The organism is Streptomyces sp. R818 (assembly GCF_056172735.1).
Map to the genome: position 1 here is coordinate 112,981 of NZ_JAOCNE010000010.1, position 21,925 is coordinate 134,905.

General features: G+C 72.3%; 14 protein-coding genes and 1 pseudogene. 6 read left to right on the forward strand and 9 right to left on the reverse strand.

Going from position 1 to position 21,925, the window contains the following annotated elements:
- Positions 1–21 precede the first annotated feature (21 nt).
- Positions 22–840, forward strand: a complete 819-nt coding sequence (locus tag N5I75_RS24595) for a hypothetical protein (protein ID WP_476680637.1) — start codon at positions 22–24, stop codon at positions 838–840.
- A gap of 7 nt (positions 841–847) precedes the next feature.
- Here the strand turns inward: N5I75_RS24595 and N5I75_RS24600 are convergent, their stop codons facing one another.
- Complete coding sequence (locus N5I75_RS24600; RefSeq protein WP_476680748.1) at positions 848–2,560, reverse strand: cell division protein PerM; 1,713 nt, start codon at positions 2,558–2,560, stop codon at positions 848–850.
- Positions 2,561–2,682: 122 nt separating this feature from the next.
- Between N5I75_RS24600 and N5I75_RS24605 the strand changes: the two genes are divergently transcribed.
- Positions 2,683–3,792 carry a helix-turn-helix domain-containing protein gene (locus tag N5I75_RS24605; protein WP_476680638.1) on the forward strand — a complete coding sequence of 370 codons (1,110 nt, stop codon included), beginning with the start codon at positions 2,683–2,685 and terminating at the stop codon, positions 3,790–3,792.
- Between the two features lie 92 nt (positions 3,793–3,884).
- On the opposite strand, the gene sucD is transcribed toward N5I75_RS24605, so the two are convergent.
- The 6 genes from sucD to N5I75_RS24635 form a co-directional block, all read right to left on the reverse strand.
- Positions 3,885–4,766: a succinate--CoA ligase subunit alpha gene (gene sucD / locus N5I75_RS24610; protein WP_394431257.1), complete on the reverse strand. Its 882-nt coding sequence runs from the start codon at positions 4,764–4,766 to the stop codon at positions 3,885–3,887.
- Positions 4,767–4,787: 21 nt separating this feature from the next.
- The gene (gene sucC, locus N5I75_RS24615; protein ID WP_476680640.1) at positions 4,788–5,966 is read right to left on the reverse strand and encodes an ADP-forming succinate--CoA ligase subunit beta; all 1,179 of its coding nucleotides are present in this window, start codon (positions 5,964–5,966) and stop codon (positions 4,788–4,790) included.
- A gap of 422 nt (positions 5,967–6,388) precedes the next feature.
- On the reverse strand, positions 6,389–7,456 hold the full coding sequence (locus N5I75_RS24620; protein ID WP_476680642.1) for a hypothetical protein: 1,068 nt from the start codon (positions 7,454–7,456) through the stop codon (positions 6,389–6,391).
- A 62-nt stretch (positions 7,457–7,518) separates the two neighbouring features.
- Positions 7,519–8,724 carry a VWA domain-containing protein gene (locus tag N5I75_RS24625; RefSeq protein ID WP_476680644.1) on the reverse strand — a complete coding sequence of 402 codons (1,206 nt, stop codon included), beginning with the start codon at positions 8,722–8,724 and terminating at the stop codon, positions 7,519–7,521.
- Between the two features lie 277 nt (positions 8,725–9,001).
- Positions 9,002–11,260, reverse strand: coding sequence for a DUF5682 family protein (locus tag N5I75_RS24630; RefSeq protein ID WP_476680646.1), 2,259 nt, complete (start codon positions 11,258–11,260; stop codon positions 9,002–9,004).
- Positions 11,257–12,378: an ATP-binding protein gene (locus N5I75_RS24635; RefSeq protein ID WP_476680648.1), complete on the reverse strand. Its 1,122-nt coding sequence runs from the start codon at positions 12,376–12,378 to the stop codon at positions 11,257–11,259. Before N5I75_RS24635 ends, N5I75_RS24630 begins: the two co-directional genes overlap by 4 nt.
- Before the next feature lie 179 nt (positions 12,379–12,557).
- Here N5I75_RS24635 and N5I75_RS24640 point away from each other — a divergent pair.
- Positions 12,558–13,924: pseudogene (locus tag N5I75_RS24640) on the forward strand (SWIM zinc finger family protein).
- A 209-nt stretch (positions 13,925–14,133) separates the two neighbouring features.
- Entirely contained in the window at positions 14,134–15,735 is a 1,602-nt protein-coding gene (locus N5I75_RS24645) for a DUF5691 domain-containing protein (RefSeq protein ID WP_476680650.1), read from the forward strand.
- 53 nt (positions 15,736–15,788) lie between these two features.
- On the opposite strand, the gene N5I75_RS24650 is transcribed toward N5I75_RS24645, so the two are convergent.
- Positions 15,789–16,205, reverse strand: coding sequence for a cobalamin B12-binding domain-containing protein (locus N5I75_RS24650; protein ID WP_476680652.1), 417 nt, complete (start codon positions 16,203–16,205; stop codon positions 15,789–15,791).
- Between the two features lie 367 nt (positions 16,206–16,572).
- Here N5I75_RS24650 and N5I75_RS24655 point away from each other — a divergent pair, with 367 nt between their 5' ends.
- Both N5I75_RS24655 and N5I75_RS24660 read left to right on the forward strand, forming a co-directional pair.
- Entirely contained in the window at positions 16,573–17,538 is a 966-nt protein-coding gene (locus N5I75_RS24655; protein WP_476680654.1) for a lipase family alpha/beta hydrolase, read from the forward strand.
- A gap of 224 nt (positions 17,539–17,762) precedes the next feature.
- Positions 17,763–19,211 carry a peptidoglycan DD-metalloendopeptidase family protein gene (locus N5I75_RS24660; RefSeq protein WP_476680656.1) on the forward strand — a complete coding sequence of 483 codons (1,449 nt, stop codon included), beginning with the start codon at positions 17,763–17,765 and terminating at the stop codon, positions 19,209–19,211.
- A gap of 76 nt (positions 19,212–19,287) precedes the next feature.
- On the opposite strand, the gene pcrA is transcribed toward N5I75_RS24660, so the two are convergent.
- A complete protein-coding gene (gene pcrA, locus N5I75_RS24665) occupies positions 19,288–21,801 on the reverse strand; it encodes a DNA helicase PcrA (RefSeq protein ID WP_476680658.1) in 2,514 nt (837 codons plus the stop codon).
- Positions 21,802–21,925 lie beyond the last annotated feature (124 nt).

The window sequence follows — 21,925 nt, forward strand, 5'->3', positions numbered from 1 at the left end:
CTAGGGGAAGACGCACACCTGATGCCGGACCGAAGCCTTCGCCAGTCCCAGGAGTCCAAGGAGTCCGACGAGGGCAAGAACTCCGGGGCCTCCGGCGGGACCGGGACCCCTGGGAACTCCGCGACGCCCGGAGACACCGGGAACACCGGGAACACCGGGAACACCGGCGCGGACAATCCGTTCGCACCGCCGCCCGAGGACGCCCCGGACCGCCCCTGGCAGCCGCGCCGCCCGGACGGTTCCGACGCCGATCAGGGCGGGCACGGCGACGGGCGTTCGCGCTGGGGCAGCCAGTGGAGCGACCGCCAGCCAGGACCCGCCCAGGGCGGCCGGTTCGGCGACCGCCCCGGCAACAACAACGGCGGCGGACAGGGCGGCCCCGAGGGCCAGGGACCCGGCCGCGGCCCCGGCTCCGGCGGCATGCGCTGGGACCCGACCGACCCGGCCCAGCGCCGCGCGCGCTACGCCCTCCTGTCCGGCATGTGGGGCTTCTTCTTCGCTCTGTTCGCCTGGCCGTACGTGGCCCTGCTGCTCGGCGCGCTCGCCCTGTACTGGAGCATCAGCGCCCTCCGCGCGAAGCCCCGCGCCGCGAACCCGGACACCCCCGCACCGCCCGTCAAGACCGAGGGCGCCCCCGCCTCGCGTCCGCAGACCACGGCGGCGATCAGCGGCCTGGTCACGGGTGCGCTGGCGCTGGCGATGGTGGCGTCGATGTTCGCGGCGAAGCTCGTCTACAGCGACTACTACGAGTGCCGGGCCGACGCCCTGACCCACGCGGCGGACCAGTCCTGCGAGGACCTTCTGCCGAAGCAGCTCCGGCCGCTGCTCGGGACGCGGTGACGGTACGTCAGGTAGCAGGACCGGCCTGAGCTTCGGGGCCCGGCTCCGGCGGTCCCGGCTTCGACAGCCCCGGCTCCGGCGGTCCCGGCTCCGGCTTCGGTTTCGCGTTCGGGGCCGGGGGTTCGTTCCTCGGTGCGTCCCTCAGGATGGCCCAGCGCTCCGCGCGTGACTCCTCGTCGAAGAAGTCGAACGGGTCGAAGTCGTCGTCCGTCCCGACGGGTTCGGGCTCCGGGGCGACGGGCTTCCGGCGCCACGGCACATGCCGCCTCGCCTTCGCCACGCCCCCGGGCTCAGCCCCGTCCCCGTCCCCGTCCTCGTCCTCGTCCACGGACCCCGCCTCGGGCTCGACCAAGGACCCGGCCCCGGCCCCGGCCCCGGCCCCGGCCCCGGACACAGGCTGCGAAACGGCCCCGCCCCCCGGCCCGCCCGCAGACGCGAGCGCGGCAACAGGCGCGGACACGCCCCGGCGCCCACGCCACCACCCCACGACCAACGCCACCGGCAGCCCCACCACACCCACCCACGCCGTCGCCGCGAGCCCGGTCAGCCAGCCGACCGGCCCGAAGGTGGCAAGGACCTCCACGCCGAGCGCACCGCCCGCCGCCACCCCGAGCACGGCGAGAGCCACTCCGCACAGCGCGGCCGCGACGGCGGTCCCGTAGGCCATGCGCCCGCGCGACCACGCGGACCGCTCGCCCCCGATCACCACGAACCAGGCCACGGCGACCGCCGCCACGCCGGGCACCGCCCCGACCGCCCAGGTCAGCGGCGTTCCCTCGCCCTCCGGTGGCACCGCCGCGAGCAGCGGTACGGCCGGCAGCAGCGGACCGGCCGTGCTCCCCAGCGGCCCCACGACGTGCCCGGCCCCGACGGCGAACCCGGGTCCCAGCGCGTACGCGGCGCCCCAGACCGCCGCGTTCGGGACCAGGGCGAGGCAGAGCAGCAGGACTCCGACGCGTCCCGTCCACGCCGCCGTGAGCTGGGTGAACGCCTCCCGCGCCGCGCCCCCGTGCCAGACGAGCCCGACGGCCACCAGGAGCGCTCCCCCGGCGATCAGGACGAGCACTCCGGCGGCCGCGGCCCGCGCGGCGACGGGGAGGATCTCCCGTACGAGCACCTGCGGCAGCACCTCCAGTGACCTGCGCAGCGCTTGCGGCAGGGGCCCGTACGGCCTGCCGTGCGCGGTCCACACCCCGGCCCCGGACGCCGCCACGGTGACCAGGACGAGATGGGCGGCGCAGCTGATCCAGGAGGGCCGCAGTTCGCCGCCGGAGGCGTAGAGCGCGGCGGCGGCGCCGATCAGCAGGTAGCCGAGCGCGACCCCGCCCCACACCCCGGCGGCGGGCGCGGGCGGCGCGTCGGCCTCTTCCTCCGGGGGCTCGGCCGCGTCCCGCCCCGCCCGGAAGACCAGCCACACCGGCAGCGCGAGCAGCAGCAGCGGACTCAGGCCGACCGGGGCCGGGGTGCCGGACAGCGTGTCCGTCCTGACGATCTCGGCGCCGTGCGCGAGCAGCCACAGCGCGGCGGCGGTGTGCAGAGCGCCGTCGGGGCCGCTGTCCGGGTAGGGCGAGCTGATCCACATGGCGATGACCAGGACCGCGAAGAGGCCGAGCCCGAGCCCCGCCGCGACGAACCCGCCGAACACTCCGGCGGCGGGCCCCGGCGAGCGTTCCCGCACGCGGGTCAGGAGCACGGGCATCGACGGTCCACGGCCGGTCATCTGCGTCACGGGCCCATGCTGCCAAGGACACCCGCTTTCCCCGCGTAACGCGCGAAGTACGGATGTGTCGCTCAAGATACGCTTATGTACTTTTTGGCGCGAAAGGGTGTGTGGGTTTCGTCATGACGCAGAGCGCCGCCACCCCACTGCCGACGCCGAAGGAGCGCCGCAGGCTCCGCGAGGCGAAGTCCCTGACCCAGGCCCAGCTCGCCGCGAGGATCGGCGTGACGCGCGAGACGCTCCGCGCGTGGGAGTCGGGCCGTACCACGCCCGGGGGAACGAGGCGGGAGAAGTACGCGGAGCTTCTGCTGGCCCCGCTACCGGAACGACCGGCGCCCCGGAAGACGCCCTCGGAGCCCGCCGCGAAGCCCACCGCTGAGCCCGCCGCGAAACCCGCCGCGGGCGGTCCGGCGTCCGCGCCCGAACAGACCGTCACCCGGCCCCCGGCCCAGGCCTTCGACGCCCTGTACGCGTACGCCGCCCCCCTCCTGGTACGCCACACCTATCTGCTCTGCGGCCGTCGGGGCCTCGCCCGCGAGGCGGTCGAGCGGGCGTTCCAGCTGGCCTGGCAGCGCTGGCCCGAGGTCGCCGTCGACCCCGACCCGGCGGGCTGGGTGCGCGCGGCGGCGTACGAGTACGCGATGTCGCCCTGGCACCGGCTGCGCCCCGGTTTCCGCCGTCCGGACGCGCCGCCCGCCGATCCCGCGGACCGCGAGCTCCTCGACGTCCTCCTGAGCCTGCCGCCCGTGTACCGGCGCACGCTGCTGCTCTACGACTGGGTCGGCCTCGATCTTCCGGAGACGGCCGCCGAGACGGAGGCCAGCACACCGGCCGCCGCCAACCGCATCCTGCACGCGCGCGAGGCCGTCGCCGAGCGGCTGCCGGAGCTGGCCGTGCCCGAGCGGCTGCACCGGCGGCTGACCGAGCTGGCGGGCGCGGAGAAGCTGGACGCGCCGAAGCCGACGCTGGTCCGGGAGGTCGGCGAGCGCCGCACCCGGTTCTGGACGCGGGCCGCGATCGCCGTCACCACCCTGATCGTCGGGGCGACGGTGCTGACACTGCGGGTGGCCCCGACGCACTACGAGCCGGTGCCCGCACCCGGCGCACCGATCAGCGGCGTGCCCGCACCGGCCGGCCCGGGACCGCTGTCGGAGCAGGAGCGGGAGTTGCGCGAGCATCTGCGGGCGGAGCTGAGCGGCGGCCCGGAGCGACTCGTGCCCGCCACGGAGTGATCGGTCCCCGCACACATGAGTGGGCCCGCACCGTCACCGGTGCGGGCCCACTCATTCACGTACGCGAAAAACGTACGACCGCCGACTACGAACTACGAAAGCAGCTCGCGCGCCAGCTTCGCCGTCTCGGTCGGGGTCTTGCCGACCTTGACGCCGGCGGCCTCGAGGGCCTCCTTCTTCGCCTGGGCGGTGCCGGACGAACCGGAGACGATGGCACCGGCGTGGCCCATGGTCTTGCCCTCGGGGGCGGTGAAGCCCGCGACGTAGCCGACGACCGGCTTGGTCACGTTGGCCTTGATGAAGTCGGCCGCGCGCTCCTCGGCGTCGCCGCCGATCTCGCCGATCATGACGATGAGGTCGGTCTCGGGGTCGGCCTCGAACGCGGCGAGCGCGTCGATGTGCGTCGTGCCGATGACCGGGTCGCCACCGATGCCGACGGCGGACGAGAAGCCGATGTCACGCAGCTCGTACATCATCTGGTACGTCAGCGTGCCGGACTTCGAGACCAGGCCGATGCGGCCCGGCTTCGTGATGTCGCCCGGGATGATGCCGGCGTTCGACTGGCCCGGCGTGATGAGGCCGGGGCAGTTCGGGCCGATGATGCGGGTCTTGTCGCCCTTGGACTTCGCGTACGCGTAGAACGCGGCGGAGTCGTGGACGGCGATGCCCTCGGTGATGACGACGGCGAGGGGGATCTCGGCGTCGATCGCCTCGACCACGGCGGCCTTGGAGAAGGCCGGGGGCACGAAGAGGACGGAGACGTTGGCGCCCGTCTTCTCGATCGCCTCGGCGACGGAGCCGAAGACGGGGATCGACGTGCCGTCGAAGTCGACCTCGGTGCCGGCCTTGCGCGGGTTCACGCCGCCGACGATGTTCGTGCCGTCGGCCAGCATGAGCTTGGTGTGCTTCATGCCCGTGGCACCGGTCATGCCCTGGACGATGACCTTGCTGTCCTTGTTGAGGAAGATAGCCATGGCTGTTCTGTCCCTCGTCCCTTACTTCGCGGCCGCGAGCTCGGCGGCCTTGTCGGCCGCGCCGTCCATGGTGTCCACGCGCTGCACCAGCGGGTGGTTGGCGTCGGAGAGGATCTTGCGACCCAGCTCGGCGTTGTTGCCGTCGAGACGCACGACGAGGGGCTTCTCGACCTTCTCGCCCTTCTCCTCGAGCAGCGCGAGCGCCTGGACGATGCCGTTGGCGACCTCGTCGCAGGCGGTGATGCCACCGAAGACGTTGACGAAGACGGACTTGACGTCCGAGTCGCCGAGGATGATCTCCAGGCCGTTCGCCATCACCTGGGCGGAGGCGCCGCCACCGATGTCGAGGAAGTTGGCCGGCTTCACGCCGCCGTGCTTCTCACCGGCGTACGCGACGACGTCCAGGGTCGACATGACCAGGCCCGCGCCGTTGCCGATGATGCCGACCTCGCCGTCGAGCTTGACGTAGTTGAGGCCCTTCTCCTTGGCAGCGGCCTCGAGCGGGTCGGCCGCGTCCTTGTCCTGGAGCGCCTCGTGGTCGGGGTGGCGGAAGTCCGCGTTCTCGTCCAGGGACACCTTGCCGTCGAGGGCGAGGATGTCACCGGAGGCGACCTTGGCCAGCGGGTTGACCTCGACGAGGAGGGCGTCCTCCTCGATGAAGGTCTTCCAGAGCGTGACCAGCACGTCGGCGACCTTGTCGGCCACCTCGGCCGGGAACTTCGCGTCCGCGACGATCTGGCGCGCGACCTCGGGGGTCACGCCCTCGTTGGCGTCGATCGGCGTCTTGGCGACGGCCTCCGGGCGGGTGGCCGCCACCTCCTCGATCTCCATGCCGCCCTCGACGGACGCGATGGAGAGGAAGGTGCGGTTGGTGCGGTCCAGGAGGAAGGAGACGTAGTACTCCTCCACGATCTCCGGGGCCGTCTCGGCGATCATCACCTTGTGGACCGTGTGGCCCTTGATGTCCATCCCGAGGATGTTGGTCGCGTGCTGCACGGCCTCGTCGGTCGAGGCGGCCAGCTTCACGCCGCCGGCCTTGCCGCGGCCACCGACCTTCACCTGCGCCTTGACGACGGACTTGCCGCCCAGGCGCTCGGTCGCCTCGCGGGCTGCCTCAGGCGTGTCGATGACTTCACCGGCCAGCACCGGTACACCGTGCTTGGCGAAGAGGTCCCTCGCCTGGTACTCGAACAGGTCCACGCGCGTCCGTCCCTATCAGTGATCTCGCGGTTCGATCTTCCTGCGTGGGCGTGCCGCGATGGGCAACGTGACTCCGCTGTCACAAGGGAGGCGTACGAGGCGTACACAGTGGCCGGGTACGCGGCATGTCCGTCTCGCAGGTTATCGCCGCTCAGCTACGGCTTCTAAATCGCAGATCACACATGAGCGGTGATACCTGTCACAGAGCGCGTCCTTCCGGCCCCTTTTCAGGTGATCGTTCGCGGCCTCACCGCGCGGGGGTACGCACGGTGAGGCCACCCGAGGAGCCCCGGCACGGCAGGCAGGGGCTCCGAACGGGCGGCCCGTCCCCAACGGGTCCGCCCGCACGCCGGAAGTAGGCCAGGTCTCGCCGACGGATTCGGCTGACGGGGCGCTCCGGCGTCGGTCAGATGCCGGGCTGTCTAGCCAGGGGGTACGGGAACGGCGCGATGCCGGTCGGTCACCGGCGCGGCGGTGACGTACGCGACGGCGCCGGGCGGCAGCAGCACGGCCACCCGGCGACTGCCGAACGCGGCGGCGTGCAGATCGCCGTGGCGCGAGCCGCCGCCGTCACCCGCGGACGCGCCGGCCACCGGTACGCCGTCCGGGTGCACCGGGGCACCGGGCGCGGCCGGCCGGGGCGCGGCGATGTGCCGGGAGGCGGAGGAGTGGTGCGGGTGCGCGTCCGCGCGGTTCCGCTGTACGACGCCGGTTCCGGCGGGGTCGTACGCCGTCGGGCCGACGGGCGGGAAGGCGTACGGGTTGCTGCGCGCGGCGCGGTCCTTGGTCACGGGGGTGGAGAAGGCGGCGGAGGCGGCGGAGGCGGCGGAGCCGGTGGAGCCGGTGGTGTTCGCGTCGGCTTCGGCGTCGGGCGCGGCGTCGGTGGATCCGGCGGGCCGGGCCGGGCCGGCCGGGTTGGCGGGGGTCGCCGGTGACGTGGGGGCTGGGGGTGCCGTGGGCGTCGTGGGTTCGGACGGTGCGGGCAGCGGAAGGGTGTCACCCGGCGCGCCCGGCAGCCCGGGGAGCACCGGCGGTCCGTCGGGCAACGGTCGCGGGGCCGCCGACTCAAGCCCGTCCACGACCTGCCCGACCAGCTCACCGACCGGCTCCGTCACGCCCCGCACGGTGTCGCGCACGGTGTCGCGCACGGTGTCGTGCACCGTGTTCCGCACGGTTCTCCGCACAGTTCTCTGCGTGGTGTCGAGGACCGGCAGCAGGACCGAGTCCCGTACGGTCCCGACGACGCCCGTGCTTTCGGGCGCTTCGTCCCGCCCGAGCAGGCCGTGCCGGTCCGGGCCGCCGACGGTCGCCTGCTCTTCCGCCGTGTGCCGAGGGGCGCCCGAGGCGTCCTCCGCGTGAGCCTGGCCGCCGCACAGGAATCCGAGGCCGATCAGCCCGCCCAGCAGCAGCGCCAGTTGCAGCGCGCGGCGTCTCGCCACCGGGCGCGGCAGGCGCTCGGCAGGGGCGGGAGACACGGTCGCATAGATCACGGTGCGCGAATCCTCGCACGGCACTCGGGCGCCTGCGCAAGCCCTGTGTTACCGATGGGTACTCAATTCCGGTTTGCCGCTGCGGCCCCGCTTTCGGCCGCCGCGTCGGGTATGGGCAGCGGGCGCTTCTCGATGGCCGCGGCCATGACCTCGGGGAACAGATCGGGGGTACAGGCGAACGCCGGTGCGCCCAGTGCGGCGAGCGCCGCCGCGTGCTCCCGGTCGTAGGCGGGCGCCCCCTCGTCGGAGAGCGCGAGCAGCGTCACGAACTGCACGCCGGACGCCTTCATCGCGGCGACCCGCTTCAGCATCTCGTCGCGGATGCCGCCCTCGTAGAGGTCGGAGATGAGGACGACGACGGTCTCGGCCGGGCGGGTGATCTGCGACTGGCAGTAGGCGAGCGCGCGGTTGATGTCGGTGCCGCCGCCGAGCTGGGTGCCGAAGAGGACGTCGACCGGGTCGTCGAGCTGGTCGGTGAGGTCCACGACGGCCGTGTCGAAGACGACGAGCCGGGTCTGGATCGACCGCATGGACGCCAGCACCGCGCCGAACACGGAGGCGTACACGACGGACGCGGCCATCGAGCCCGACTGGTCGATGCAGAGGACGACCTCCTTCTTCACGGACTGCGAGGCCCGCCCGTACCCGATGAGCCGCTCGGGCACGATCGTGCGGTACTCCGGCAGGTAGTGCTTGAGGTTGGCCGCGATCGTGCGGTTCCAGTCGATGTCGTGGTGGCGGGGCCGGCTGATGCGGGCGCTGCGGTCGAGGGCGCCGGTGAGGGTGGCGCGGGTGCGCGTCGCGAGCTTCTTCTCCAGCTCCTCGACGACCTTGCGGACCACCGCGCGGGCCGTCTCCTTCGTCGTCTCCGGCATCGCCTTGTTCAGGGAGAGCAAGGTGCCGACGAGGTGCACGTCGGCCTCCACGGCCTCCAGCATCTCCGGTTCGAGCAGCAGCGTGGACAGGCCGAGGCGGTCGATCGCGTCGCGCTGCATGACCTGGACGACGGAGGACGGGAAGTACGTGCGGATGTCTCCGAGCCAGCGTGCGACGGAGGGGGCGGAGGCCCCGAGACCCGCGCTCCTGCTGCCGCCGCCGTTCTGTTGCCGGGTGCCTCCTCCTCCGCCGCCGTACAGGGCGGTGAGGGCGCCGTCCATCGCGGCGTCCCGCCCCGTCAGCCGGCACCCCGTGCCCTCGGCGGCGTCACCGCCCAGCACCAGCCGCCATCGCCGCATCCGCTCGTCACCGGTGGTCGTGGTCTCCGTCATGTCGCCGCCCTTGTCGTGTGCCGCCGGTTCGTCTGCGTGGTGAGGTGTGTGCGCGACCGCGGGTGCGTCGTGGCTGGTCGCGCAGTTCCCCGCGCCCCTGAAGGCACACTCCGTGCGCCCCAGGGGACGGGGGCGGAGCCCGCCGCTGTCTGAGATGGCGCACGGAGTGCGCATCTCAGGGGCGCGGGGAACTGCGCGCTCAGCCCCGACGCGAGCCGCACCCGGCAACGCAAGGGAGCCACCCCACCCGGAAGCCACACCGCAACCGCACCCCCACTCATCCCCCCGCCCCCAACAACATCCGCACCACGGCCCCCACCGCATCCGCCCGCTCCCCATCGAGCTCATCCCCGAACCCGGGCGGCAAGCCCCCCGCGGCGGCCGGGGCCGACGGACCGCGGCGGACCAGTTCGCCGAGCGTGCGCCGCACTCCGGACTCGTAGGCCGAGAACGTCCGGCGGAGAAGGGGCAGCACATCGGTGAAGGCGTCGGCCGGGACGCCGGCCAGCCACGCGTCGACGAGGCCGAGCAGACGCTCGTCGTGGACGAGGAGAAGCCCCCCGCCGGAACCGCCGCCGACGAAGCCCTCGATCCAGGCGGCCGCCTCACCGGGCGGGGTGCCGGGTGAGAGGGCGAGCCCCATGAGCCGGGCCGCGCCCTCGTCCTCCAGGGCGCCTTCGTCGAGCAGGACGCGAGCGCAGCGCCCGCGCACCACCCCGGCCACACTGTCCCGCGCGGCGAGGGTGCTGAGCACGGAGCGCCAGCGGACGCGCAGCTCGGCGTCGTCGAGGAGGCCGATGGCGGAGTGCACCGCGTCGACGTGGCCGCGCATCTCCTCGGCGGCGTCGTTGTCGAGGTTGGCGCAGGCCGGGGGCAGCCCGACGAAGATCCGCCGAGCGAGCCCGGTGGCGACCCCGGCGAGGGCCCCGGTGCCGGTGCCGCGCACGTCGCCGTAGCGCAGGGCGCGGACCAGGGCGGGCAGGGCCTGGGCGAGGTGGCCGACGTCGGCGTCCAGGGCGGCACGGTCGGCGAGGACCCGCATGACGACCGGCAACGCGTCCGGCAGCTCCGCGAGGAGGCACCGCTCGGCGAGCGCCGTCACGTCGGCGAGCGCGGTGGCGGCGACGGCGTCCGCGGCGGCCTTGGCACCGGCCGCGTCGAGAACGGTCGTCCCCCAGATCCCGGCCTCGGCGACCCGGACGGACAGCTCGGGCTCCCACCGCAGCCGCCAGGTCTCGCGGAAGGTGCCGGTGGAGCCGCGGGCCGACCTGGCGGGCTCACCCCAGGGAACGCCGAGCAGCCGGAGCCGGTGCAGCAGACGGCTCCGCGCGACGTCCGTGTCCCCGCGCAGATCGAGGTCGAGCTCCTTCTCCGCGGCAGTGGGCTTGAGCCGCAGACTGCGCTGGAGGCGGCTGAGGTCACGCTGCAACGGCACGGCGGGCGCGGCGTCGGGCACCTCTCCGAGCACGTCACCGACGACGAGCTTGTCGTGGATGAGCGCGAGCGGGACGTCGGACCCCTCGCACAGCACGGCCCGCACCGCGTCGGTGGTCTCCGTGAGCCCGGCCAGCGGCCGTCCGCGCATGGCCGCCAGGCTCTCCGCGAGCCGCACCGCCTCGATGACGTGGGCGGACGACACGATGCGGTCCTCGTCGCGAAGCAGCCCGGCGACCTTGGTCAGCCACCGCTCCACGGGCCGGTCGGGGGCGCTGAACAGATGCCCGTACCAGCCCGGCGACTCGATCCCGGCGCCGTACCCGCCCGCACGGGCGAGCCTGCGGTGGGTCCACGGCACCCAGGTCATGTCGACCTTGGCCTTGGGCAGCCCTTTGAGCAGCGCCCGGTCGGCGGCGACGGTGGTCTTCTGCCGCAGCGCGGGCACGTGCCAGGCCCCGCACACCACGGCGACATCGTCCCCGAACTCCCGTACCGCAGCGCGCACTTGCAGCCGCATATAGGCCTCGCGCACAAGGTCACGCCCGTGTCCGCCGTCCCCGAGCGTCTCCCGCAACGCCCCCATGGCCTCGCCGAGCGCGGCGAAGGCGTCGCCTTCCCGGTGCTCGACGACGTCCTCCCACCACCGCTCCGCGTCGTCGTACCCGGCGGTCTCGGCAAGGACGCGCAGCGGATCGACGCGCATGTCCTCTGCGGCGCCCTCCGCATCCTCCGCGCCCTCCGCACCCTCCTCCTTCTCCTCCGCCTCCTCGCTGTCCCGTATCGCCAGGGTGTGCGCGGCGGGCAGATCGATGAAGCGGACCGGCGCCTGGTGCTCCAGGGCCCAGCGGATGGCGACCCACTCGGGCGAGAACTCGGCGAACGGCCAGAACGCCGACTTCCCCGGCTCGTCGACCACGTGCGCGAGCAGGGCGACCGGCGGCCGCATGTCCTCCTCGGCGGCGAGCGGCACCAGTGCGTCGGCCTCGGGCGGCCCCTCGATGAGCACGACTTGCGGCCCGGCCGCGTCCAGGGCACGGCGCACGGCGCGCGCGGAGCCGGGCCCGTGGTGCCGGACGCCGAGCAGCAGCGGCCCTGTCATGCGCTCACCTCGCGGCAGGCCCGGTAGAAGTCCTTCCACCCGTCTCGCTCGCGGACCACGGCCTCCAGATACTCCTGCCAGACGACCCGGTCGGCCGCCGGATCACGGACGACGGCCCCCAGAATCCCGGCGGCGACGTCCGAGGACCGCAGCACCCCGTCCCCGAAGTGAGTGGACAGCGCGAGCCCGTTGGTGACGACGGAGATCGCCTCAGCCGTGGAGAGAGTCCCGCTGGGCGACTTCACCTTCGTACGCCCGTCCGCGGTGACCCCGTCCCGCAGCTCGCGGAAGACGGTGACGACTCGCCGGATCTCGTCGATGCCGCTAGGCGCACCAGGCAGCCCCAGCCCACGCCCCACCTGCTCGACTCGGCGCGAGACGATGTCGACCTCGTCCTCCACACTCGCCGGCAGCGGCAGCACCACGGTGTTGAACCGCCGCCGCAACGCGCTCGAAAGATCATTGACGCCCCGGTCCCGGTCATTGGCGGTGGCGATCAGATTGAACCCGCGTACGGCCTGCACCTCCTGCCCCAACTCCGGTATCGGCAGCGTCTTCTCGGACAGGATGGTGATGAGCGTGTCCTGTACATCGGCGGGGATCCGGGTCAGCTCCTCGACCCGCGCCGTCATGCCGTCGGCCATGGCCCGCATGACGGGGCTCGGCACCAGCGCGTCCCGGCTGGGCCCGTTGGCCAGCAGCTGCGCGTAGTTCCACCCGTACCGAATGGCTTCTTCGGGCGTGCCGGCCGTGCCCTGCACAAGGAGCGTGGAGTCCCCGCTGACAGCGGCGGCGAGGTGCTCGGACACCCAGGTCTTGGCGGTCCCGGGCACTCCCAGCAGCAGCAGCGCGCGGTCGGTCGCCAGCGTCGTCACGGCGACCTCGACGATGCGCCGGGGCCCCACGTACTTGGGCGTGATCACCGTCCCGTCCGCCAGCGTGCCGCCGAGCAGATACGTGGCGACGGCCCAGGGCGAAAGGCGCCAGCGGGCCGGCCGGGGCCGGTCGTCCTGGGCGGCCAGCGCCGCGAGTTCACCGGCGAACGCGTCCTCGGCGTGCGCCCGCAGCACCTCTCCCCCGGCCTGCTCGCCGGCCCGGTCCTCGACGGAAACGGTCATGGCTTCCCACCCCTCGATTCAGCCCAACTCGAACCATTCACGACGAGCTCCGAACCCCTCGCCGCGCAACTGGTCCCACGGTGCACCACGCCACTGACAATCGCCGTGGAGCCCACCATCACCGCAGGTCAGACGAGTTGCCCGCTGGATTGTCAGTGGCGGGACCTACCGTCGAAGACATGACTCAGCAGGGGGTGCGCTGGACGACGGACCAGGTGCTGGCACTGGCGCCTGACGCCTCGTCACGCAAGGCGGGAAGCAGGCTAGGAGTGGCCGGACCCTGGTCGGAGACCGGGAGTTCGGACGAGGGGCGGTATGGGGACTGTGCAAGGGCAGCGGCAGCAAGCCGTACCAGACGATCGTGGACACAGGCGGGACGGGCCCGGCGTACAAGTGCTCGTGCCCGAGCCGGAAGTTCCCGTGCAAGCACGCACTGGGCCTGCTCCTGCTCTGGGCGGCGGACGAACACCGCGTACCGCCGGCACAGACACCACCGGAGTGGACGGCCCAGTGGCTGGAGTCCCGCAAAAAAAGAGCACAGCCAAAACAACAGCTCTCCGAAACAGACCCCACGCCCACCACAACCACCAACCATGAAGCGGCACGACGCAGGGCGGAACGCCGCGCCGAACGAATCACCGCAGGCGCCACAGAGCTGGAACAACGCCTGACGGACCTGCTCCGCGGCGGGCTGGCACAAGCGGAGCAAGCGGGCTACGCCCTGTGGGAGGAGACGGCGGCCCGCATGGTGGACGCGCAAGCACCGGGCTTGGCAGCACGCGTACGCGAATTGGGCGCGATCCCGGCCTCGGGCCCCGGCTGGCCGATGCGACTTCTGGAGGAATGTGCCCTGCTCCACCTGCTCACTCAGGCCTGGCAGAACCGATCAGCACTCCCCGTGGACCTGGCGACAACGGTCCGCACCCACATAGGCCTGCAGCCACCAACTGCACAGACAACACCTCTACGGGACAACTGGCTGATCTTGTCCCAGTACGACACGACTGACGGCCACCTCACCACTCGCCGCATCTGGCTGCACGGCGAGAGGACACACCACACAGCGCTGCTCCTCTCCTTCGGAGCAGCGGGCCGGGCCCCGTCCCTGGCACTCCCGACGGGCCTGACCCTGGACGCTGACCTCACCCCCCACCCCGGATCAGGAGCCCTCCGCGCAGACCTGGGCACGCGCTACACACCCCCCGCACAGACCACCACCCGCCCAGAAGGCACCCACATGGCCCAAGCCCTGACGGCCTACGGCCGGGCCCTGACGTCGGACCCGTGGCTGGACTCCTGGCCAACAACGCTGACGAACGTCATACCGACCAGGGCGGACGAGGGACAGGCCTGGCAACTGATGGACGCGACGGACAAGTCGGCCCTCCCGGTCCACACCCGCACCCCGTCACCCCCCGACCTCTGGCGCCTGATGGCGCTCTCGGGCGGCGCCCCGCTGACGGTGTTCGGAGAATGCGGCCACAAGGGCTTCACCCCGTTGTCGGCCTGGACACACCAGTCCCCCGAGGTCATACCCCTGCACTGAGGACCGAGTACACCCACGTTCCCGCACACGCACGACGACGGGAGGGGACGTGTCGGTGTGCCCCCGCAGGACACCGCAGGAACCCAGCGCGGGACGACGCGCCTACGGCGGTCAGCGGGCGGCAAGACCGATCCGGCCGAGGAGGCACACCGACACGGCCCCGCCCCACGCCACGACGAGGGGCGCACGACAACGCGGAGGTTGGACCGATGCCCGAACCGACAACAGCCACCCACACCCCCACCCCCACCCTCACCTGGGACGACCTGGTGACGACAGCCCTGCTCGGCACGGACCGCCGCCCGTCCACCACCCCGAAACACCTCCTGGACGAGGCAGCGCTCCAGACCGTACGACGCCGAGCGGGCCTGCTCCCGTCCCAGGCCGCCACCCCGCCCACCCCGGCGGCACCGGACCCGCGCCCCCCGCTGCCGCCCCTGGCCCGCAACCGCCTGGCCCTGCTCCTGACCGACCGCCCGGGCACCGGCACCACCCGCCGCGGCGCCACCCCCGACCTCCTCGAACTGCTCCCCCAGTGGCTGACCACAGCGAACGGCCACGGCTACGCCGCACCCCCCGAACTGCTCCCGGCCCTCCTGGACGCGGCCCGCGGCCGCACGGACCTCCGCCCCGGCGTCCTCACCTTCGCGGGCCCCCGCGCGTTATGGCTGGCCCGCCTCAACCCGGACTGGAAGTTCGCCCTGCGAGCGACCCCGGGCTCCAGCACGACGCTGCCCCCGCCGGACGAGCCCGATCAGATACAACGCCTGTGGCAGGAGGGCCTGTTCGCGGAGCGGGTCGCCCTTCTCGCCGCGGTCCGCGCGCACACCCCCGAAGCGGCCCGCACCCTCCTGGAGAGCACGTGGAGCACGGAGCGCGCCGAGGACCGCCTCATGTTCCTGGACTCACTGCGCACGGGGTTGGCCGACGCGGACGAACCCTTCCTCGAGCGAGCCCTGACGGACCGCAGCCGCAACGTCCGGGCGACGGCCGCAGAACTGCTCTCCGCGCTGCCGCACTCGGCGCTCGCCGGCCGCATGGCGGACAGGGCGCTGTCCTGCGTGGCACTGGACCGTACGACGGGCACGATCGTCGTCGAGGCTCCGCACGAGTGCGACGCGGCGATGGAGCGCGACGGCATGGTGGCCAAACCCCCGGCGGGCCGGGGCGAACGCTCGTGGTGGCTCGGCCAGCTGATCGAGGCCGCGCCGTTGGACCGCTGGCAGGGAAGGCTGGGCGGCCGCACCCCGGAGGAGATCGTGGCGCTGCCGGTGGCGGACGACTGGCGGGGCGAGTTGCACGCGGCGTGGTGCAGAGCGGCGGTGCGCCAGCGCGACATCGGCTGGTCACGGGCGCTGCTCGGCATGCCGACGGCGCCGGACGCGGCGGGCCCGGGCGCGGTGTCACTGGCGGAGCGCGCGAAGCTGCTCGCGGCGCTGCCGGCGGCGGAGCGGGCGGAGTGGGTGGCGGGGTTCATCACGGCGCACGGCCTGTCCGAGGCGTTCCAGCTGCTCGGGGTGTGCGCCACGCCCTGGGCACACACGCTGGGCGGCGCCGTCGTGGACGCGCTGAACATCGCGCGGGACGCGGGCAGTTACCCGTGGAGTTTCAGCGGCGTCATGGGCCTGGCGGAGCGGTGCCTGGACCCGGAGGAGGCCGTACGCCTGGAGGCCCTGACGGCGACGGTGGAGGAGACGGAGGACGCGGCCCCCGGCGCGGGCAGCTACTGGTCGGAGGCGTTCCAGCGCCTCCTGGGCACGCTGCGCCTGCGCCGGACGATGCGAGAGGAGCTGCAACCGCGCAGACCCTGACCGGGAACTGGCTCCCCCTGCCCTCTCGCCCCCTCCCGGCGGCAGGGGCGGGGCTACGCCCCGGCAGGCTGCCGGACGTTGGCCCGGACCCAGTCCACGATGGAGGCGGTGGTGGCGCCGGGGGTGAAGATCTCGGCGACGCCCTGCTCCTTGAGCGGCGGGATGTCGGCCTCGGGGATGATGCCGCCGCCGAAGACCTGGATGTCGGCGGCGTCACGCTCCTTGAGCAGGTCGATGACGCGGGCGAAGAGGGTGTTGTGGGCGCCGGAGAGGATGGAGAGACCGATGGCGTCGGCGTCCTCCTGGATGGCGGTGTCCACGATCTGCTCGGGCGTCTGGTGCAGCCCGGTGTAGATGACCTCCATACCGGCGTCGCGCAGCGCCCGCGCGATCACCTTGGCCCCGCGATCGTGGCCGTCGAGCCCCGGCTTCGCGACGACCACGCGGATCGGACCGGCTGCCACACCCATCACTGCCTCCATGAAGTGACTGACCCCGAGCCCTGGTAACCGCTTGGTACCCGGGCCGACGGGTCCGGATACCCATCCGGGGCACCCGAAGTGAACGAACGTTATCGACAGCATCGCGCAAGCGCCCGTTTCACGGTGCACGGGGAGGGGGAAATCACACAAAGGGACATGTTCATTGCGCGCCGCAACCGTTCCGGTCGGCACATCGTCTTTTCCGGGACAGGCGCGAGGGGAGTCGCTCCGAGGTCGCCGCGCCATCGCGCCGCCATCCGTACGACACGCCCGCGGGAATCACTTCGCCCGGCTCCCCATCGAGTGCACACGGGGGACAGAGGCGCCCTCCGCGTTGCCGACGGGAGGCTGACCCATGCAGGTCACGAGGTATTCGCCCTTTCGCCCGCTCTGCCGGGTGCTGCCGGTAAGACTGGCCGGCCTTTCGATCGCCCTGCTGAAGGCGACCGCGCTCGAGCTGGCGATCCTCGCGGGCCATCTGCTCCTCTACCCCTCGGGCATCCTCCCGGAACGAAGGCACCCGGAACCCCTCGCCCCACTCGACCCGCAGCACGTGACACCCCCGGACGAGGACGCCCCGCAGACCGAAGCGGACGGCACAGGAGGCGGCGGCGACATAGCGGACCAGGACATGACCGGCCTGGCGGACGCACCACGGCTCCCCGCCGAGGCCAGGCCCCCGGTCCTCCTCCTGCACGGCTTCATCGACAACCGCTCCGTCTTCGTCCTGCTGCGCCGCAGCCTGGCCCAGCACGGCAGGCACCAGGTCGAGTCGCTCAACTACTCACCGCTGACCTGCGACATAAGGACGGCGGCGGCGCTCCTCGCCCGGCACGTGGAGGAGTTGTGCGAGCGGACGGGCCAGGAGCGGATCGACGTGGTGGGCCACAGCCTGGGCGGACTGATAGCGCGTTATTACGTGCAGCGGCTGGGCGGCGACGAGCGGATCCGCACGCTCGTCACGCTGGGTACGCCGCACGCGGGCACGCGGGTCGCACCGCTGGCGGACGCGCACCCGATCGTGCGGCAGATGCGCCCCGGCTCGTCGGTGATCGAGGAGTTGAAGAGGCCCGCGCCGGGCTGCCGTACGCGGTTCGTGAGCTTCTGGAGCGACCTCGACCAGTTGATGGTGCCGCTGGAGACGGCGTGCGTGGACCACGGGGACCTGCTCGCGCAGAACGTACGCGTGACGGGCATCGGGCACCTGGCCCTCCCGGTGCACCCGGCGGTGGCGACGGGCATCCGCCAAGCGCTCGACGCGGACCCGACACGGGAGGGGGGCCGTGCCGCCGACTCGATCGGCGGCCTGACGGTGGCCTGAAGGTGACGCGTTGACGACGCCTCTCCGGGCGGGCAAAACCGACGAATCGTCGAACGGAGCTCGAACTCAGAACCAACACTGCGCCCACAGTTCACCGAAAGGCGGCTGATTGCCCGATTACGCGGGGCATGAAACCTGCCGAAGATTGTCGTGCCCTCGTACCGCCGGGTACAGTCGCCGACACTGCTCTGGCAGCCCCTGTTGTCGAGGCGAAAGAGAAGTTGGTGAACGACCGTCATCCGTCGGCGACCGCGCACTACGCGGCGTTCGACGGGCACTCCACGACCAGCTTCGGCGCCGACCCCCTCTTCGGTGACCTCCCGGGCGACACCTCGTACAACGCGGCGTCGTACGACACGGGTTCCCACGAATCGGGTTTCTACAACACGGGTCAGTGGCCGACCTCCTCGTACGACACATCGACGTACGCCTACGGCACAAGCAGTTACGAAACGGGCAGCTTCGAGACCGGCAGCTTCGAGACGGGAAGCTACGACACGACCGCCATCTGGGCGGTGGGCGAACAGCAGCACACCGGTCAGTGGCCCGCGCAGTCCTACGACACACAGGCGTACGGCACGCAGGTCCACGGCGCGCAGCCGGACGCCACCCAGACCTTCGAGGCGCCGGTCTTCGGGACGACGGCCTACGACACGGGCGCGTACGACGCCACGGCGTGGAACTCGGCGGAGCCCGCCGGGCTCACCGACACCGCCACGCACGCCTACGTACCGGACCAGTACAGCCCCGCCGAGTACCCGCAGGCACACGACCAGACGCACGACCAGACGCACGACGAGCCGGAACCCGCGGCCGAGTCCGCCACGGAGCCAGAGCTTCAGCCGGCCCCGGACCCGGACCCGGACTTGGGCCCCGTCGCCCCGGAGCCGGAGTCCACACCCCGCGCCCGGACCCGCGCGGCGAACCGTTCAGCCACCCGTTCGAGGCGCCGCACCCCCGCCAAGCGCTCCGCGCTGCTGACGATCGCGGTGCCGTCGGTGTGCGTGGTCGGGGTCGCGGGCATCGCGGCGGCGTCGGTGGGCGGCGGCGGGGACGACGGGGGCCAGGCGCAGGCGGCGTCGGCACCGGACGCGACCGCGGTGAAGCCGTCGGTCGCCAACAACCAGCTGGACACGCAGCTGAAGGATCTCTCCGCGGACGCGGGCGACTTCGCCGACCGGGCGAGCCGCACGCAGGAGCGGATCGACCTGAAGGCGAAGCAGGAGCAGGACCGCAAGAACGCGGCCGAGGAGGCCGCGCGCAAGGAGGCGGCGCGCCCCAAGTTCGCGATGCCGGTGAAACGGCACGGGCTGAGCGCCTACTTCGGGCAGGCCGGCATCAACTGGATGTCCGTGCACAGCGGCATCGACTTCCCCGTCTGGTACGGGACGCCGGTGATGGCGGCGACCGACGGGACCGTGCGGACGCAGGTCAACTCCGCGTACGGGAACATGGCGATAGTCACCGCGAAGGACGGTACGGAGACGTGGTACTGCCACCTCTCCTCCTACACCGTGACGAACGGGCCGGTGAAGGCCGGTGACGTGATCGCGCACTCGGGCGACTCCGGCAACTCCACCGGACCGCACCTGCACTTCGAGGTGCGGCCGAACGGCGGCGCGGCGATCGACCCCCTGCCGTGGCTGCGCAGCCACGGCGTGAACCCGACGTAAAAACGGTCAAAGACCTTCACGACCGTCAAAGACCACCAGGAACCGTCAAAGACCGCCAGAGACCGTCAGAGATCGCTCACAACTTCTCGACCGGCGCGTACCGCAGCAGCAGCCGCTTCGGCTTGGGGTCGCCGAAGTCGATCGTCGCCTCCGCGTTGCCGCCCGAGCCGCCGACGCCGACGACCGTGCCGAGGCCGAACTGGTCGTGCGTGACACGGTCACCGACGGCCAGGGAGACGACCGGCTTCTCGTTGGCGCGGCGGGTGGCGAACGCCGGTGTCGTACGGGAGCGCGACGAGGACAGCGACGCGGCGATGCCGCCACCGATCCCCTTCGTCGAGGGCGCGGGCGCGGAGCCGCCCTTGCGCTTCCACTCCAGGTGCGTGTCCGGGATCTCCTCCAGGAAGCGCGAGGGCGGGTTGTACGAGGGCTGGCCCCAGGCGCTGCGCATGGAGGAGCGCGTCAGGTACAGCCGCTCCCGCGCGCGCGTGATGCCGACGTAGGCGAGGCGGCGCTCCTCCTCCAGCTCCTTGGTCTGGCCGAGGGAGCGCATGTGCGGGAAGACGCCGTCCTCCATGCCGGTGAGGAAGACGACGGGGAATTCGAGGCCCTTGGCGGTGTGCAGGGTCATCAGGGTGATGACGCCGCTGCCGTCGTCCTCCTCGTCGGGGATCTGGTCGGAGTCGGCGACGAGTGCGACGCGCTCCAGGAAGGCGGAGAGGTCGGCACCCCCGGTCTCACCCGCGCCCTCGCCGTCACCCGCGCCCTCGCCGTCGCCCGCGCCCTCCGCGTCCGCCTGCGCGGCCTCCTGCTCGAACTCCAGGGCGACGGCCGCGAGTTCCTGGAGGTTCTCGATGCGCGTCTCGTCCTGCGGGTCGGTGGAGGCCTGCAGTTCGGCGAGGTAGCCGGTGCGTTCGAGGACGGCCTCGAGGACCGTGGCCGGTCCGGCGCCGGACTCGACGATGGTCCGCAGGTCCTCCATGAGCGTGTTGAACCGCTTGACGGCGTTGGTCGAGCGGGCCGCCATGCCGTACGCCTCGTCGACGCGGCGCAGCGCCTGCGGGAAGGAGATCTTCTCGCGCTGGGAGAGCGCGTCGATCATGGCTTCGGCGCGGTCGCCGATGCCGCGCTTCGGCACGTTCAGGATGCGGCGCAGGGGGACGGAGTCCTCGGGGTTCGACAGGACCCGGAGGTACGCGAGGACGTCCCTGACCTCCTTGCGCTCGTAGAAGCGGACGCCGCCGACGACCTTGTAGGGCAGGCCGACGCGGATGAAGATCTCTTCGAAGACACGGGACTGCGCGTTGGTCCGGTAGAAGACGGCGACGTCGCCGGCCTTGGCCTCGCCCGCGTCGGTGAGCCGGTCGATCTCCTCGGCGACGAACTGCGCCTCGTCGTGCTCGGTGTCCGCGACGTAGCCGGTGATCTGGGAGCCCGCGCCCGCGTTGGTCCACAGGTTCTTGGGGCGGCGCGACTCGTTGCGCTCGATGACCGCGTTGGCCGCGCCGAGGATCGTCTGGGTGGAGCGGTAGTTCTGCTCCAGGAGGATCGTCGTCGCGTCCGTGTAGTCCTCCTCGAACTGGAGGATGTTGCGGATGGTGGCGCCGCGGAACGCGTAGATCGACTGGTCCGCGTCACCGACGACGCACAGCTCGGCGGGGTCGGCGTCCTCCCCCTCCGTGGGCCCGACCAGCTCGCGCACGAGGGCGTACTGCGCGTGGTTGGTGTCCTGGTACTCGTCGACCAGGACGTGGCGGAAGCGGCGGCGGTAGTGCTCGGCGACGTCGGGGAACGCGCGCAGCAGGTTGACCGTCGTCATGATCAGGTCGTCGAAGTCGAGGGCGTTGGCCTCACGAAGCCGCGACTGGTACATCGCGTACGCCTGGGCGACGGACTTCTCAAAGCCGTCGGCGGCGGTCTTGGCGAAGTCCTCCTCGTCGATCAGCTCGTTCTTCAGATTCGAGATCTTGGCGCTGAAGGACTTCGGCGGGAACTTCTTCGGGTCCAGCTCCAGGTCGCGGCAGACCAGGGCCATGAGCCGCTTGCTGTCGGCGGCGTCGTAGATCGAGAACGACGACGTGAAGCCGAGCTTCTTCGACTCGCAGCGCAGGATGCGCACGCAGGCGCTGTGGAAGGTGGAGACCCACATCGCGTTGGCCCGCGGGCCCACCAGGGACTCGACGCGCTCCTTCATCTCGCCCGCGGCCTTGTTGGTGAAGGTGATCGCGAGGATCTGGCCGGGGTGCACGCCGCGCTCGGCGAGGAGGTAGGCGATGCGGTGGGTGAGGACGCGGGTCTTGCCGGAACCGGCGCCCGCGACGATGAGCAGGGGCGAGCCGCCGTGCACGACGGCCGCCCGCTGGTTCTCGTTCAGCCCCTCGAGCAGCGCCGCCGGGTCGAGCGCCGGGCGGGGCGCGCCGCCGCGGTAGTACGCGTCCCTGGCCGGGGGCGCGTCGAACTTCCCGCCGAACAGGTCGTCCGGGATCGGCTCGGGCTCCGGTCCTTCGTGCTCGCTGTCGGGCGGCGGCGGGGGCCCATCGGTCCGGTTCTGGAGGCCCGCCAGGAAGCTGTCGTCAAAGAGGCTGCTCATCGCCGTACGAGTCTAGGCCGCCCCACTGACACGCCGCCCCCTCCTTCCGGACACCGCGCCCCGCTGTCGTCAACGTCACGGCGAAAGGCGGCTCCACGCGCGCGTGGAGCCACCCGCGTATGCC